The organism is Mesorhizobium sp. M0293 (assembly GCF_040321735.1).
In the GTDB taxonomy this organism is placed as follows: Bacteria; Pseudomonadota; Alphaproteobacteria; order Rhizobiales; family Rhizobiaceae; genus Mesorhizobium.
Map to the genome: position 1 here is coordinate 1 of NZ_JAMYSA010000139.1, position 13,700 is coordinate 13,700.

Annotated in this window: 12 protein-coding genes and 1 pseudogene; 8 read left to right on the forward strand and 5 right to left on the reverse strand. The window is 61.2% G+C overall.

Annotated features, from left to right (window positions below; genetic code table 11):
* Window positions 1-89: 89 nt before the first annotated feature.
* Window positions 90-1,526: a glutamine synthetase family protein gene (locus tag NKJ06_RS30875; protein WP_352629645.1), complete on the reverse strand. Its 1,437-nt coding sequence runs from the start codon at window positions 1,524-1,526 to the stop codon at window positions 90-92.
* 163 nt (window positions 1,527-1,689) lie between these two features.
* On the opposite strand from NKJ06_RS30875, the gene NKJ06_RS30880 reads away from it, so the two are divergent.
* Complete coding sequence (locus NKJ06_RS30880; RefSeq protein WP_352811834.1) at window positions 1,690-2,406, forward strand: HAD family hydrolase; 717 nt, start codon at window positions 1,690-1,692, stop codon at window positions 2,404-2,406.
* A gap of 20 nt (window positions 2,407-2,426) precedes the next feature.
* Here the strand turns inward: NKJ06_RS30880 and NKJ06_RS30885 are convergent, their stop codons facing one another.
* The 3 genes from NKJ06_RS30885 to aceA all read right to left on the reverse strand — a co-directional run bounded on the left by NKJ06_RS30885 (window position 2,427) and on the right by aceA (window position 4,697).
* Window positions 2,427-2,813 carry a response regulator gene (locus NKJ06_RS30885; protein WP_502905660.1) on the reverse strand — a complete coding sequence of 129 codons (387 nt, stop codon included), beginning with the start codon at window positions 2,811-2,813 and terminating at the stop codon, window positions 2,427-2,429.
* A 296-nt stretch (window positions 2,814-3,109) separates the two neighbouring features.
* Window positions 3,110-3,352 (reverse strand): SMc00767 family acetate metabolism repressor, encoded by a 243-nt coding sequence (locus NKJ06_RS30890; protein WP_352629639.1) that lies wholly within the window; start codon window positions 3,350-3,352, stop codon window positions 3,110-3,112.
* Window positions 3,353-3,410: 58 nt separating this feature from the next.
* Window positions 3,411-4,697 (reverse strand): isocitrate lyase, encoded by a 1,287-nt coding sequence (gene aceA / locus NKJ06_RS30895; protein ID WP_352629637.1) that lies wholly within the window; start codon window positions 4,695-4,697, stop codon window positions 3,411-3,413.
* A gap of 237 nt (window positions 4,698-4,934) precedes the next feature.
* Between aceA and NKJ06_RS30900 the strand changes: the two genes are divergently transcribed.
* The 7 genes from NKJ06_RS30900 (at window position 4,935) to NKJ06_RS30930 (ending at window position 13,021) form a co-directional block, all read left to right on the forward strand.
* A complete protein-coding gene (locus NKJ06_RS30900) occupies window positions 4,935-6,377 on the forward strand; it encodes a helix-turn-helix domain-containing protein (protein WP_352811836.1) in 1,443 nt (480 codons plus the stop codon).
* A 141-nt stretch (window positions 6,378-6,518) separates the two neighbouring features.
* Window positions 6,519-7,421 carry a DUF2167 domain-containing protein gene (locus tag NKJ06_RS30905; RefSeq protein ID WP_352811837.1) on the forward strand — a complete coding sequence of 301 codons (903 nt, stop codon included), beginning with the start codon at window positions 6,519-6,521 and terminating at the stop codon, window positions 7,419-7,421.
* Window positions 7,422-7,599: 178 nt separating this feature from the next.
* The gene (locus tag NKJ06_RS30910; RefSeq protein ID WP_352629632.1) at window positions 7,600-8,550 is read left to right on the forward strand and encodes a DMT family transporter; all 951 of its coding nucleotides are present in this window, start codon (window positions 7,600-7,602) and stop codon (window positions 8,548-8,550) included.
* Between the two features lie 344 nt (window positions 8,551-8,894).
* Entirely contained in the window at window positions 8,895-9,992 is a 1,098-nt protein-coding gene (locus NKJ06_RS30915; RefSeq protein WP_352629630.1) for a polyamine ABC transporter substrate-binding protein, read from the forward strand.
* Between the two features lie 82 nt (window positions 9,993-10,074).
* Window positions 10,075-11,214: an ABC transporter ATP-binding protein gene (locus tag NKJ06_RS30920; protein WP_352629628.1), complete on the forward strand. Its 1,140-nt coding sequence runs from the start codon at window positions 10,075-10,077 to the stop codon at window positions 11,212-11,214.
* Between the two features lie 9 nt (window positions 11,215-11,223).
* Complete coding sequence (locus NKJ06_RS30925) at window positions 11,224-12,198, forward strand: ABC transporter permease subunit (protein WP_352629626.1); 975 nt, start codon at window positions 11,224-11,226, stop codon at window positions 12,196-12,198.
* 4 nt (window positions 12,199-12,202) lie between these two features.
* Window positions 12,203-13,021 (forward strand): ABC transporter permease, encoded by an 819-nt coding sequence (locus NKJ06_RS30930; RefSeq protein WP_352811840.1) that lies wholly within the window; start codon window positions 12,203-12,205, stop codon window positions 13,019-13,021.
* Window positions 13,022-13,041: 20 nt separating this feature from the next.
* Here the strand turns inward: NKJ06_RS30930 and NKJ06_RS30935 are convergent.
* Window positions 13,042-13,700, reverse strand: a pseudogene (locus NKJ06_RS30935) (AsmA family protein); the annotation flags it as partial.

Sequence of the window (13,700 nt, forward strand, 5' to 3'; positions counted from 1 at the left end):
ATTCGCTATTCGCTATTCGCTATTCGCTATTCGCTATTCGCTATTCGCTATTCGCTATTCGCTATTCGCTATTCGCTATTCGCTATTCGCTAAACATTGAGCAACAAATACTCCCGCTCCCACGGGCTGATCACTTCCATGAACGTCTCGAATTCTGCCCGCTTGATGGCCGCATAGGTCGCGGCGAAGGATTTGCCCAGCAGCGCGCAGAGTTCCTGATCGCCTTCGAACAGGTCGACGGCTTCGAGCAGGCTGCGCGGCAGATCGATCTCGTCCGCATTGGCGGTGGTGAGCACCGGAGGCTCGGCCTTGATCTTGTTGGTGATGCCAATCAGCCCGCAGGCAAGCGATGCAGCCAGCGCCAGGTAGGGATTGGCGTCGGAGGAGGGGATGCGGTTTTCGACGCGTCGTGCCGCCGGGTCCGAGCGTGGCACGCGAAACGCCGTGGTGCGGTTGTCATAGCCCCATTTGTTGTTGACCGGCGCCGACGCCGCCTGGGTCAGCCGGCGGTACGAATTGACATAGGGCGCGAACATCACCAGCGCGTTCGGCACATGCTTCTGCATGCCGCCGATGAAATGGAAGAAGTTTTCGGTTTCCGAGCCGTCAGCCGCCGAAAAGATGTTCTGTCCGGTCTTCTTGTCGATGATCGACTGATGGATATGCATGGCCGAGCCAGGCTGCCCCTGGATCGGCTTGGCCATGAAGGTGGCATAGATCTCGTGCTTCAGCGCTGCCTCGCGAATGGTGCGCTTGAACATGAACACCTGATCGGCCAGTTCGATCGGATCGCCATGGCGCAGATTGATCTCCAGCTGACCGGCGCCCTCCTCATGGATCAGCGTATCGATCTCCAGGCCCTGGCCTTCGGAGAAATGGTAGATGTCGTCGATCAGTTCATCGAATTCGTTGACGCCGGCGATCGAATAGCCGGCGCCGCCGCCGATCGCGCGTCCGGACCGGCCCACAGGCGGGGTCAGCGGATAGTCCGGATCGGGGTTCTTGCGCACCAGATAGAACTCGATCTCGGGCGCCACCACCGGCTTCAGGCCGAGCTTGTCATAGGCGGCAACCACGCGCTTCAAGACGTTGCGCGGCGTGAACTCGACCGAGCGTCCATCCTGGTGGACGAGGTCGCAGATGACCGCGGCCGTCGGGTCTTCTTCCCAGGGCACCACCGTCAGCGTCGACAGGTCCGGCATCAGTTTGAGGTCGCCGTCGTCTTCCGGATAATGGAAGCCGTTGCCATCCTCGGGGTAGCCACCGGAAATCGTCGTCATGAAGACCGCCGATGGCAGTGCCAGCGAGGTGTTGGAGGTGAACTTCTTCGATGGCATCATCTTGCCGCGCGCGACACCGGCCTGATCAGGCGTGATGCACTCGATGTCCTCGATGCCGCGCCACTCCAGCCAGGCGCTGACTTCCTTCCAGTTCTTGACGCCCCGTTGGTTTTTCACGAAGGCAGGCGTGCGGGCGCGTCCTCCGCGGCTCGACGGACGGACTTCCTTTTTTGCAGGCGGCATCATTCACCAGATTGGGTTGCGGATTGTGGAGTATAGCCGTGCCCCTCCATGGAAGGGAAGGGGAGCCGCGTCGGGCATTGGCCGACACGATTGAAAATCGCGCCAATCGGCTTAATTTCCGCAATCCCGATCCCAATCGAGACCCCAGTCTTAATCGAGAAATTGCATGCGGCACGACGGCAAACTGACGACGATCGGCTTTGACGCCGACGACACGCTCTGGCAGAACGAGCAGTTCTTCCGTCTGACCGAGAAGCACTTTGCCGCCATGCTTGCCGATCATGGCGAAGTTGAGCACATCTCGGCGCGATTGCTGGAGGCCGAAAGGCGCAACCTTGCCGTCTATGGCTTCGGCATCAAGGGATTTACCCTGTCGATGATCGAAACGGCGATCGAGGTCACTCAAGGTCGCGTGCCGGCCTCGGTCATATCGGGGATTCTCGATGCCAGCCGCGAGATGCTGAGCCATCCGATCGAGGTCTTGCCGCATGCGCGCGAGACGGTCGAGAACCTTGCCGGCGCATTCCGCCTTGTGCTGATCACCAAGGGCGATCTCTTCGACCAGGAGCGCAAGCTGGCCGGGTCAGGCCTGGGCGAATTGTTCGACGCGGTCGAGATCGTCAGCGACAAGAACGCCGCCACCTATGGCAGGATCTTAAGCCGGCACGGCGATGGTCCGGCAAAAGGCATGATGGTCGGCAACTCGCTGAAGTCGGACGTGGTGCCGGCCATCGAGGCCGGCGGTTGGGGTGTCCATGTGCCGCATGAACTGACCTGGGTGCTCGAGCATGTCGAGGCTCCGGTGGCCGAATCGAGGTTCCGCCAGATATCCGATCTCGGACAACTGCCGGAATTGGTTGAAAGCATCGTGGGCGAAGGCTGATCCCAGGAACCGCCTATGCTTTAGCGGCCTACCAAGCGATCGATCACCGGTTGCAGCCGTTCGGGCGTGATCGGCTTGGCGACCACCACGTCGATGATGTCAGACAGGCCCAGGCTTTCAGTAGTGCCATTTTTGGTCGAAAGCAGGATCACCGGTGGCAGCGATTTGCCCGAGGCGCGCCGCAACGCGCCGATGCTGGACATAAGATTGTCGCAGTCCTTGTTGTCGGCGCCGCCGTCAAGGACAACCGCACCGGGAATGAGGGACCGCAAGGTCCTTACCGCCGTGTCGGGAGATTCCGAGATTGGCTTGAGCCCGGATCGCTCGACGATTTTCGAAATCACCACGCGATTGATTGGCGATTTGCAGACGACAAGCACTTGCGACGGATCACGGATCGCCTCCATGTTTGCGTCGCGGGTCACCCCATTCAGATGTCTTGGAGTCTCGCCTTCACGATTCACTGGGCACACAAGTCGACCAAGAAGCTCGCCCCCATTTCAATGCAGAGTTGAATCTGGGGCGCAATTGGCGTGAGATCGTGGTCCATGTCAAGTTGAAATAAAAGACCCCGAATTCATACTCCGAGCAGTGAATTTCAAGCAACGCTACTGTACTGAACTGTCCACACCGGCATTTCATAAAAAGAGAATTCACCTGCGCAGAAGCCGCGCAGGTGAAGGGGCGGTTGCACGGATTGCGATTAGCCGTGGCCCTGCTGCGTGACGATCACCGGGATCAGCAGATCGCCCCAGTTGCCGTCGCCGCCGTGATGGCGTGCCGAGCGCACGAGTTCCACCGAGACGCCTGCCTCGACCGCCTTCATCACCGACTGGTTGAGGCGGTGCAGATCGTTGGCCAGCATGCGGATCGTCGCTTGCTGGTCGACGCTCATCGTCGTGGACTGTTCCTCGGCGCGTTCCTTGACACGGCTTATCGATGCCATTGGTCTTCTCCTTGTGTCCCAAGCCCTGTTGGGCGTTTCCTCTGTATTTCTGTGGTCTTTATTCCGCGGCCGGTTTGAACTGCGCGTGCTCGGTCGATTCATGCATGGCGGTGGTTGATGACTGGCCGCCGGTGATCGCCATCGACACGGCGTCGAAATAGCCGGTGCCGACCTCGCGCTGGTGCTTGGTCGCGGTGTAGCCATTGGCCTCCGCCGCGAACTCCGCTTCCTGCAGCTCGGAATAGGCCGCCATCTGCCTTGCCTTGTAGCCGCGGGCCAGTTCGAACATGCCGTAGTTGAGCTGGTGGAAGCCGGCGAGCGTGATGAACTGGAACTTGTAGCCCATGGCGCCGAGCTCCTTCTGGAACCGGGCGATCGTCGCGTCGTCGAGGTTCTTCTTCCAGTTGAACGATGGCGAGCAATTGTAGGCGAGCAGCTTGTCGGGGTGATGTTTGCGCACGCCCTCGGCGAATTTCCTGGCCTGCGCCAGATCGGGCTTCGAGGTCTCGCACCAGATCAGATCCGCGTAAGGCGCATAGGCGATGGCGCGGGCAATGCAGGGCTCGATGCCGTTCCTGACGTTGTAGAAGCCTTCCACTGTGCGCCCGGCGCCGTAGTCGACGAAAGGCTGGTCGCGTTCGTCGATGTCGGAGGTGAGCAGCTTGGCGGCTTCCGCGTCGGTGCGCGCGACGACCAGGGTCGGCGTGCCCATCACGTCCGCCGCCAGGCGTGCGGCGTTGAGGTTGCGGATGTGCGCCGCGGTCGGGATCAGCACCTTGCCGCCGAGATGGCCGCACTTCTTTTCCGATGCCAACTGATCCTCGTAGTGGACGCCTGCGGCACCCGCCTCGATGAATGCCTTCATGATCTCGAAGGCGTTGAGCGGTCCGCCGAAGCCGGCTTCCGCGTCGGCGACGATCGGCGCGAACCAGGTCTCGACCGAAAGTCCGCCTTCGGAGGTCTCGATCTGGTCGGCGCGCTGCAGCGTGCGGTTGATGCGCTTGACCAGTTCGGGCGCCGCATTGGCCGGATAGAGCGACTGGTCCGGATACATCGCGCCAGCCGTGTTGGCGTCGGCGGCAACCTGCCAGCCCGACAGGTAGATCGCCTTCAGTCCGGCGCGCACCTGCTGCATCGCCTGGTTGCCGGACATGGCGCCGAGTGCGTTGACGAAGTCCTCCTCGTGGATGAGCTTCCACAGCCGGTTGGCGCCCATTTCGGCAAGGCTCTGGCGGATCTGCACCGAGCCACGCAGCCGCTTCACATCTTCCGCGGAATAGGGCCGTTCGATTCCGTCGAAGCGACCTTCTGGCGCCGATGGGACGAGGTTGTAAAAATCAGTCATTGATCACTCCGAAGGATTGCTGCACCCGTGTCCGGGCATCAATCATCTGTGCGCCGGAATATGACTGAATTTACATTGCGGCGCGAAACAGGCCAGAAAAATCAAGGAAATCGACGAAAGATAAAAGAAAACCTGTGTTGCGTTTGACAGGCGAGCGCTGTAAATTTGTCATGATTGTAAAAGGCAACGCAGTGAGGTTGCCGCGAAACTTGTGTAAATTCCTGTCAAGGACAGTCGATGGCTGACCAGAAGATATTTGCCGGGCCGCGCATCCGCCGCATCCGCAACGCCAAGGGCCTGACCCAGACGGCGATGGCCGAGGGCCTCGGTATCTCGCCATCCTACCTCAATCTGATCGAGCGCAACCAGCGACCGCTGACGGTGCAGCTGATCCTCAAGCTGGCGTCCGTCTACAAGGTCGATCCGCACGAACTGCAAGGCGAGGCAAGGGGGTCTGTCGCCGCCTTGAGGGAGGTGTTCACCGATCCTCTGCTGGTCGGCGAGTTACCCGGTGATCAGGAACTGATCGAGCTTGCCGAGGCGGCACCCAATGCGTCGGCGGCGGTGATAAAACTGTTCCGCGCCTATCGCGAACAGGCCGAGCGCCTGTCAGACCTCAATGAGCTTCTGGCGCGCGAAGGCCGGGCCACAGCACTTTCCGGCGCCCGCCTGCCGATCGACGAGGTGCACGAGATCTTCGAGCGCCGGCCGAACCATTTCGCAGCCATCGAGGAAGAGGCCGCGGCGTTCACGTCGCTGCTTGATCCCGGCGATGATTTGTTCGGAGCGCTGAAGGCCTGGCTGAAGCGCGAATACGGCATCGTGGTCAAGGTGCTGCCGGTCGCCACCATGCCGAACTGGCGTCGCCGTTATGACCGCCACTCGCAGCGCCTGTTCCTGTCCGAGCGGCTGTCGCCGTTCGACCAGTTGCGCGAAGTCGCGATGGAGGCCTGTCTGATCCGGATGACAGTCGCGGTCGCCGGCGAGATCCAGGCGCTCAAGCTGACCACCGACGAGGCCCGCCGGCTCGCCCGCTTCGAACTCGGCCGCTATGCGGCGCATGCGCTGATGATGCCCTACCAGGCCTTTCATGCGGCTGCCGTGCGCGCCCGCTACGACATCGATGTCCTTCGTTCGCGCTTCGGTGTCTCCTTCGAACAGGCCGCAAACCGGCTGACCATGCTGCAGCGGCAGGGTGCCTCAGGCGTGCCGTTCTTCATGCTGGAGGTCGACAATGCCGGCAACCGCTTTCGCAAGGTCGGCAGCCAGGGCTTTCCGCAAAGCCGCTTTGGCGGCGCCTGCCCCAAGCTGCCGGTGCATGTCGCCTTCACCCAGCCCGGCCAGATCTTCGTCGAGGCGGTGGAAATGCCCGACGGCGCCGAGTTCCTGTGCATCGCCCGCACGCTGGAAGGACCGCAAGGGGCGTTCTCGGAACGCCCGCGCCGCACCGCGCTGCTGCTTGGCTGCGCCATCGGCTTTCGCGACGACATCGTCTATGGCGCGGCACTGCCTGGTGTGGCAGTCACCGCAAAGGCCGGCAGTGTCGCGGCGACGCCGGTCGGGCCCGCCTGCCGGCTTTGCGAGCGCGTCGGCTGTCTGGCGCGCGCCGAGCCGCCGGTGACGCGTCCGCTCGGCCTCGACGAGATGGTGACGGGCTTGAGCGCCTTCGATTTCCAGTAGCGGCGCGAGCCTGCAAGGAAGGTCATCCGGCTTTGCGGAAGAAGCTGCCGACCTTCGCCGCAAAGTATTGTCGATCGAAATATTGATTCGGAAATGACAACGGGATATCAAAAACGAATTGCGCAAGGCTGGGGGGCGGCGATGGGCAGGACGGTTTTTTGGCTTGGGCTGACATTTGCCCTCTCAGCTTCATCTGCATATGCAGAAAAATCCTCGGATTTCTTCAGCTCCTACAAACAGTACAATGATGCCGGCAAGGCATTCCTGGACAAGATAAATCCAAAGACCGGACCGATTGACCTCGCCGAAGGCATTCACCTCGATCTCAAGGGCAAGTTCTACTTTCTGAATAAGAAGGACGCCGTCTCGGTCCTGACCGAGGCTTGGGGTAACCCACCCGACGCCGGTTCCGACGCGATCGGCATGATCTTCCCGAGCAATTATGATCCCATCGCCGACAACAATTGGGGCATAGAGCTGCGCTGGGAAAAGATCGGTTATGTCGATGACGGTGACGCTGCCTCCATCAATTACAGCGAACTGTTGAGCAGCATGAAAGCCGATACTTTGTCGGGCAACGATCAACGGGTGAAGGACGGTTTTCCGCCCATCACGTTGATCGGCTGGGCTTCGCCGCCAGTCTATGATGCCGTCAACAAGCGTCTGCATTGGGCCAAGGAACTCCAGTTCGGAAACGACGCCGTCCACACGCTCAACTACGATGTCCGTTTCCTTGGCAGGGAGGGCGTCTTCGTGATGAGTTACATCGCCAATGTGGAGCAGTTGCCGGAGATAAAGCAGAGCCTGGATGAAGTGCTTGGCCTGGCGGGCTTCAGCGCGGGCAAGAGATACACGGATTTCCTGCCCGGCACCGACACCGTCGCCGCGGTTGGGATTGGCGGCCTCATCGCCGGGAAATTGGCGGCAAAGGCTGGTCTTCTGGCGGTGGCGCTCATCGCCTTGAAGAAATTCGGACTGATTCTGCTGGTTCCGTTGGCCGGCCTTTGGCGGCTTATTCGGGGCAACAGGAAGGCTTCCTCCTAGGTAGGGATGATCAGACAACGCTGGCAGGGCGAATTTGGTCTAGGCGTCTGACCAGTGCGCCAAAGGGAAACGTGAAGCTGGATCACGCCCAGCCGTTGCCGATGTATTAGGCGAAAACGGCACGTTTCTGTCGCCCAGTGCGCATCGTGCAGCGCCGAAAACGCTGACAGTGGAAGCCATGATCGATACCGCATCGCCGATCGTCGCATCGCCAGCCGTCTCGCCGCGCGAGGAGCGTGTCGGCATGCTTTTGGTCTTCCTGTCGGCGCTGATGTGGAGTTTCGGCGGCACCATCGCCCGCTTCATCACCACCGGCGACAGCTGGACGGTTATTTTCTGGCGCTCCGTCTGGGCAGCGGCCTTCCTGATCGGCTTCATGGTCTGGCGCGACGGCTGGCGCGGCATGTTGAAAATGTTCCGCGACATGGGTCTGCCCGGCCTTGCCGTCGGGGTCTGCTTCGCCACCGCATCGACCGCGTTCGTCGTGGCACTTGCCTACACCACCGTCGCCAACATCCTGTTGATGCAAGCCGGCGTGCCGCTGCTGGCGGCGCTGTTTGCCTGGGCGTTGTTTCGTGAAAGGGTTGGTGTCGCGACCTGGCTGGCGATCGCCGCCGTCATTGCCGGCGTCGCCATCATGGTGTCGGAATCGCTTGATGGCGCCGTCTCGCCGATAGGCGACGGGCTGGCGCTGTTGATCGCGGTCATGTTCTCGATCGCCACCGTCATCACCCGGCGGTTTTCCAGCGTGCGCATGACGCCGGCGACCTGTCTCGGCACCATGCTTGCGGCAGGCTTTGCCGCCTCGCAGGCATCGACATTCACTGTGTCGACCAGTGACATGGGCTTTCTCTTCGTCTTCGGCGTGGTCAATCTGGGCCTCGGCCTCGCCTTCTTCGCCACCGGCGCGCGGCTGATCCCGGCGGCAATAGCAGCACTGCTCGGCACGTTCGAGCCGATCCTCGGCCCGATATGGGTCTGGCTCATCCATTCGGAGGTGCCGTCCGGGCGCACCATCATTGGTGGTGCGGTGGTGGTCACGGCGCTGCTCGTTCATATCGGGCTCGAATTCAAGCGCCAGACACGGCCCGAGCGTGCGGGGGTCACCGGGGTGCCGTCGCCTAATTGAGGCGGCCTGCAGCTTTGCCATTGACAACGTCGCTGCCGCGCGGGCAGGCTGGGAATACGGCAACAACAAGACAGGCCTATCTTGCCAAGTCTCCCAGCCGGTCAGATCGAGACCGGACCATATCGTCGTATCTCTGCCCGCGCCACGGCGAAAGCCTATGTAGGCATCTGCACGCCACACGAGTCCCAGCGACGATGCAACGCCTGCCGCTCATCGAACTGCCTGCATAGCGCCGGTAGTTCACGCTTGTCGCCTTTTGGAAAGCTCAATAGCCTGAAACAAATGCCCGGCCGCGCTGGAACCGCGACGAGCCGGCGAAGGAACACTCACCAAAGGAGAATAGTATGATCCGCAAAGCGCTCTGGCTTTCGGCGACTTCGGTATTTCTGACGCTTTTCACTGTCGGCGGTCATGCCGAGGATCGCGTCGTCAATGTCTTCAACTGGTCGGATTATATCGACAGTTCGATTATTGACGATTTCACCAAGCAAACCGGCATCAAGGTCGTCTATGACACGTTCGATTCCAACGAAATCCTGGAAACCAAGCTGCTTGCCGGCGGCAGCGGCTATGACGTTGTCGTGCCGAGCGGCAATTTCCTTGCACGCCAGATCCAGGCCGGGGTGTTCCAGAAGCTCGACAAGTCGAAACTGCCCAACATTTCCAACATGTGGGACACCGTCACCGAGCGAACCGCCAAATACGACCCCGGCAACGAATACTCGGTCAACTACATGTGGGGTACGGTTGGTATCGGCTACAACATCAAGAAGGTGCAGGCGGCACTCGGCACCGACAAGATCGACAGCTGGGATGTCTTCTTCAATCCCGACAGCCTTGCCAAATTGAAGGACTGCGGCGTCTACGTGCTGGACTCGCCCGCAGACATCATTCCGGCGGCGTTGAAATATCTCAACCTCGATCCGAACAGCACGTCGCCTGATGATATCGCAAAGGCCGAGGAGACTTTGCTCAAGGTCCGGCCCTACATCCGAAAATTCCACTCCTCCGAATACATCAACGCGCTCGCCAATGGCGACATCTGCCTGGCGGTCGGCTGGTCGGGTGACGTGTTCCAGGCCCGCAACCGCGCGGTCGAGGCCAAGCAAGGCGTCGAGATTGGCTATTCCGTGCCGAAGGAGGGCGCGCAGATGTGGTTCGACCAGATGGCGATCCCTGCCGATGCGCCGCATGTCGCCGAGGCGCTCGAGTTCATCAATTACATGATGAAGCCGGAAGTTATCGCCAAGTCGTCGAACTACGTGCTCTACGCAAACGGCAACAAGGCTTCGCAGCAGTTCGTCGACAAGGCACTGTTGGATGACCCGTCGGTTTATCCCGACGCCGAGACGATAAAGAATCTCTACACCGTCTCGCCATACGATCCCAAGACCCAGCGCGTCATAACGCGCACTTGGACCAAGATCGTCACTGGCCAGTAAGCAAATCCGACATGGTCCCGGCAGCCACCTGCCGGGACCATTCTTTCTTTGGCAAGAAGCAAGAATCAGGACGGAGTGGGACATGAAATCGCTTGGCAGCATCCGCAGGGATTTTGCGCCGTGGAACGACCCGAACGCCAAGCCATACATCCAGTTCGACAATGTCACCAAGAAGTTCGGTGACTTCACCGCCGTCAACAATCTGTCGCTGACCATCTTCGAGCGCGAGTTCTTCGCCCTGCTCGGCGCCTCTGGTTGCGGAAAATCGACGCTGCTCAGGATGCTTGCCGGGTTCGAGGAGCCGACGGCCGGCCGTATCCTGCTCGATGGCCAGGATCTTCGCGGCATCCCGCCCTATCGCCGGCCGGTCAACATGATGTTCCAGTCCTATGCGCTGTTCCCGCATATGACGGTTGAGAACAACATTGCTTTCGGCCTCAAGCAGGACGGCATGCCGAAGCCCGAAATCGCGTCGCGCGTTGCCGAGATGCTGAAGCTGGTCAAGCTCGAGCAGTTCGCCAAGCGCAAGCCGCACCAACTGTCCGGTGGCCAGCGCCAGCGCGTCGCGCTCGCCCGCTCGGTCGCCAAGCGGCCGAAGGTGCTGCTGCTCGACGAGCCGCTCGGCGCATTGGACAAGAAGCTGCGTGAGGAAACGCAGTTCGAACTGATGGACCTGCAGCAGAACCTCGGCCTGACTTTCGTCGTCGTCACCCATGACCAGGAGGAGGCGATGACCATGGCCGATCGCATCGCCATCATCGACAAGGGCGAGGTGATGCAGGTGGCAACGCCGGCCGAAGTCTACGAGGCGCCGGGGTCGCGCTTCGTCGCCGGTTTCGTCGGCAACGTGAACATGTTCGAGGGCAAGATCGCGCGTGGCGATGCCGGTAGCGCCAGCATCGACGCCGGCAATGGCATCACCATCCGCACCGACAATGCCGGCGCTGCCAGTGCCGGGACGGCTGTCACCTTCGCCATCAGGCCGGAAAAGATCAAGGTGTCGTCGAAGAAGCCGGCCGAGGCCGTCAACGCCATCGAGGGCGAGGTCTACGACATCGCCTATCTCGGCGACATGACCGTCTATCACGTCAGGCTGGACGACGGTCAGGTGGTGCGCGCGAGCACCATGAATGCGGCCCGCATCACCGAGGATCCGCTGAGCTGGAACGACCGCGCCTGGGTTTCCTTCCGGCCCGACGCCGGCGTCGTGCTGACGCGGTAGGGGGCGACCATGTCGAGCGCCGCCGTCACCACCACATCAGCTTCTCCGGCAACCAATGCCGGCAAAACCGCCCTCGCCAGGCTGGGCGCTGCCTTCGTTGGCCGCCTGGTCATCATCATCCCTTATGTCTGGCTGCTGTTCTTCTTCCTCATTCCGTTCGTCATCGTCTTCAAGATTTCGCTGTCGCAGACGGCGATCGCCATTCCGCCCTATACGCCGGCACTCGATTTCAGCGGCGGCATTTCCGGGTTTCTGGCTCAGCTGAAACAACTCAGCCTCGACAACTACACCTGGCTGACTCAGGACGCGCTCTACTTCAACGCCTATGTGACCAGCGTCATCATCGCCGCGATCTCGACGGTCCTGACATTGCTCGTCGGCTATCCGATCGCCTACGGCATGGCGCGCGCGCCGGCGACGATCCGCCCGACCTTGCTGATGCTGGTGATCCTGCCGTTCTGGACCTCGTTCCTGATCCGCGTCTACGCCTGGATCGGCATTCTCAAGCCCGAGGGACTGCTCAATCAGCTGCTGCTCGCCACCGGCGTCATCCACCAGCCGCTGATCATCCTCAACACCTATACGGCGATCTTCATCGGCATCGTCTATTCCTACCTGCCGTTCATGGTGCTGCCGCTCTATTCCGCTCTCGAGAAGATGGATTATTCGCTGATCGAGGCGGCAAAGGATCTCGGCTGTCCGCCGACCAGCGCTTTCTGGAAGATCACCTTCCCGCTGTCGCTGCCCGGCGTCATCGCCGGCTGCCTGCTGGTGTTCATTCCGGCCGTCGGCGAATTCGTCATTCCCGATCTGCTCGGCGGGTCGCAGACGCTGATGATCGGCAAGACGCTGTGGAACGAGTTCTTCGCCAATCGCGACTGGCCGGTATCGTCGGCCGTCGCCGTCATCCTGCTGTTGCTGCTGATCGTGCCGATCATGCTCTTCCAGCGGGCTCAGGCGCGCGCTCAGGAAATGGACAGGTGACCTCATGAACGCCACCTGGAGCCGCTTCAACATCACCTCGATCGTGCTTGGCTTTGCCTTTCTCTATCTGCCGATCGTGCTGCTCATCGTCTTCTCTTTCAACGAGTCGAAACTGGTCACTGTCTGGGGCGGCTTCTCGACCAAATGGTACGTCTCGCTGTTCCACAACCAGGGCCTCATGGACGCGACCTGGGTGACGGCACGCGTTGGCCTGATCTCGGCCACTGTGGCGACGGTACTCGGCACGCTGGCGGCACTCGCCTTGACCCGTTACACACGCTTCAAGGGCAGGGTGCTTTTCTCCGGCATGGTCTTTGCGCCGCTGGTCATGCCGGAAGTCATCACCGGCCTGTCGCTGCTGCTGCTCTTCGTTGCCGTCGGTCTCGACCGTGGCTTCCTGACCGTCACGCTGGCCCACATCACGCTGACCATGTGCTTCGTCGCCGTCGTCGTGCAGTCGCGCCTGATCACCTTCGACCGCTCGCGGGAAGAAGCGGGTATGTATCTTGGCGCGACGCCGGTGAAGACCTTCTTCCAGATCACGCTGCCGGTGATCATGCCGGCAATCGTCTCCGGCTGGATGCTGGCTTTTACGCTTTCGCTCGACGATCTGGTCATCGCCAGCTTCACCTCCGGGCCGGGCGCCACGACGCTGCCGATGAAGATCTACAGCCAGGTTCGCCTTGGCGTGACACCGGAGATCAATGCCGCCTGCACCATCCTGATCGCCGTTGTGGCGATCGGCGTTATCATCGCCTCGCTTGCCAACAAGCGGCGTGAGGTGCAGCGCCAACTCGACGAGCAGGCCGCACAGCGCGGGTGAAGACGGAAAGCGCGGCTGCCTTATTCCCCCGAAACGCCGCGGCTGATCGGTGAAATGAACGGCGTGCTCCAGGTCCCGCCAACGAAGAACGATGCCTGGTTGGGGCCTTGCTGGCCATTGGTCTGCGTTGCCGCCTGGTCCGGCTGAATGACACCGCCGGACAGGGCCAGTCCGCGTCCGGCGTAGGACGCGATCCCGGACAGCCAGATCTTATATTTCGCCGAATTGGCTTCGGCTTTGTCGATCCGTGCCACGCCCTTCGAAATGCTGGCCTTGATCTCGGCGCCGTCGATCGGCAGCGTTCCGTCGGAGACGTCGTCGAGCGCGAAAAAGCCGCCTTGTTCGGTATGCTTGAGAAAGGCCGGCAGGTTGAGCTTGCTCAACGCACCCGGTCCGAAGGTCGCCGAGACCGAGCCGTCGGCATTGTCGAAGATGGAATTCCAGGTTCTGCCCGGCCCCTTGAGGATCACCGAGACGGTCCCCGTGCCGACCGGCACCAGCCGCGTCATCCCCGCCGCGGTGGCAAAAGCGCCGCCGTCGATGTCGGAGGCCAGCAGCCGGATTTCGACCTGCGAGCCTTCCGGCTTGCGGTCGAAGCGAAGGCTGGTTTGGATGTTGCCGCCGAAGGCCGAGGCATCGGAGATATCGAAGACGGACAGACCATCCTTGACCTGGGCGG

Coding starts and splice junctions, on each gene's coding strand:
- NKJ06_RS30875 (WP_352629645.1), bottom strand. CDS start 1,526: ATGATGCCGCCTGCAAAAAAGGAAGTCCGTCCGTCGAGCCGCGGAGGA.
- NKJ06_RS30880 (WP_352811834.1), top strand. CDS start 1,690: ATGCGGCACGACGGCAAACTGACGACGATCGGCTTTGACGCCGACGAC.
- NKJ06_RS30885 (WP_502905660.1), bottom strand. CDS start 2,813: ATGGAGGCGATCCGTGATCCGTCGCAAGTGCTTGTCGTCTGCAAATCG.
- NKJ06_RS30890 (WP_352629639.1), bottom strand. CDS start 3,352: ATGGCATCGATAAGCCGTGTCAAGGAACGCGCCGAGGAACAGTCCACG.
- aceA (WP_352629637.1), bottom strand. CDS start 4,697: ATGACTGATTTTTACAACCTCGTCCCATCGGCGCCAGAAGGTCGCTTC.
- NKJ06_RS30900 (WP_352811836.1), top strand. CDS start 4,935: ATGGCTGACCAGAAGATATTTGCCGGGCCGCGCATCCGCCGCATCCGC.
- NKJ06_RS30905 (WP_352811837.1), top strand. CDS start 6,519: ATGGGCAGGACGGTTTTTTGGCTTGGGCTGACATTTGCCCTCTCAGCT.
- NKJ06_RS30910 (WP_352629632.1), top strand. CDS start 7,600: ATGATCGATACCGCATCGCCGATCGTCGCATCGCCAGCCGTCTCGCCG.
- NKJ06_RS30915 (WP_352629630.1), top strand. CDS start 8,895: ATGATCCGCAAAGCGCTCTGGCTTTCGGCGACTTCGGTATTTCTGACG.
- NKJ06_RS30920 (WP_352629628.1), top strand. CDS start 10,075: ATGAAATCGCTTGGCAGCATCCGCAGGGATTTTGCGCCGTGGAACGAC.
- NKJ06_RS30925 (WP_352629626.1), top strand. CDS start 11,224: ATGTCGAGCGCCGCCGTCACCACCACATCAGCTTCTCCGGCAACCAAT.
- NKJ06_RS30930 (WP_352811840.1), top strand. CDS start 12,203: ATGAACGCCACCTGGAGCCGCTTCAACATCACCTCGATCGTGCTTGGC.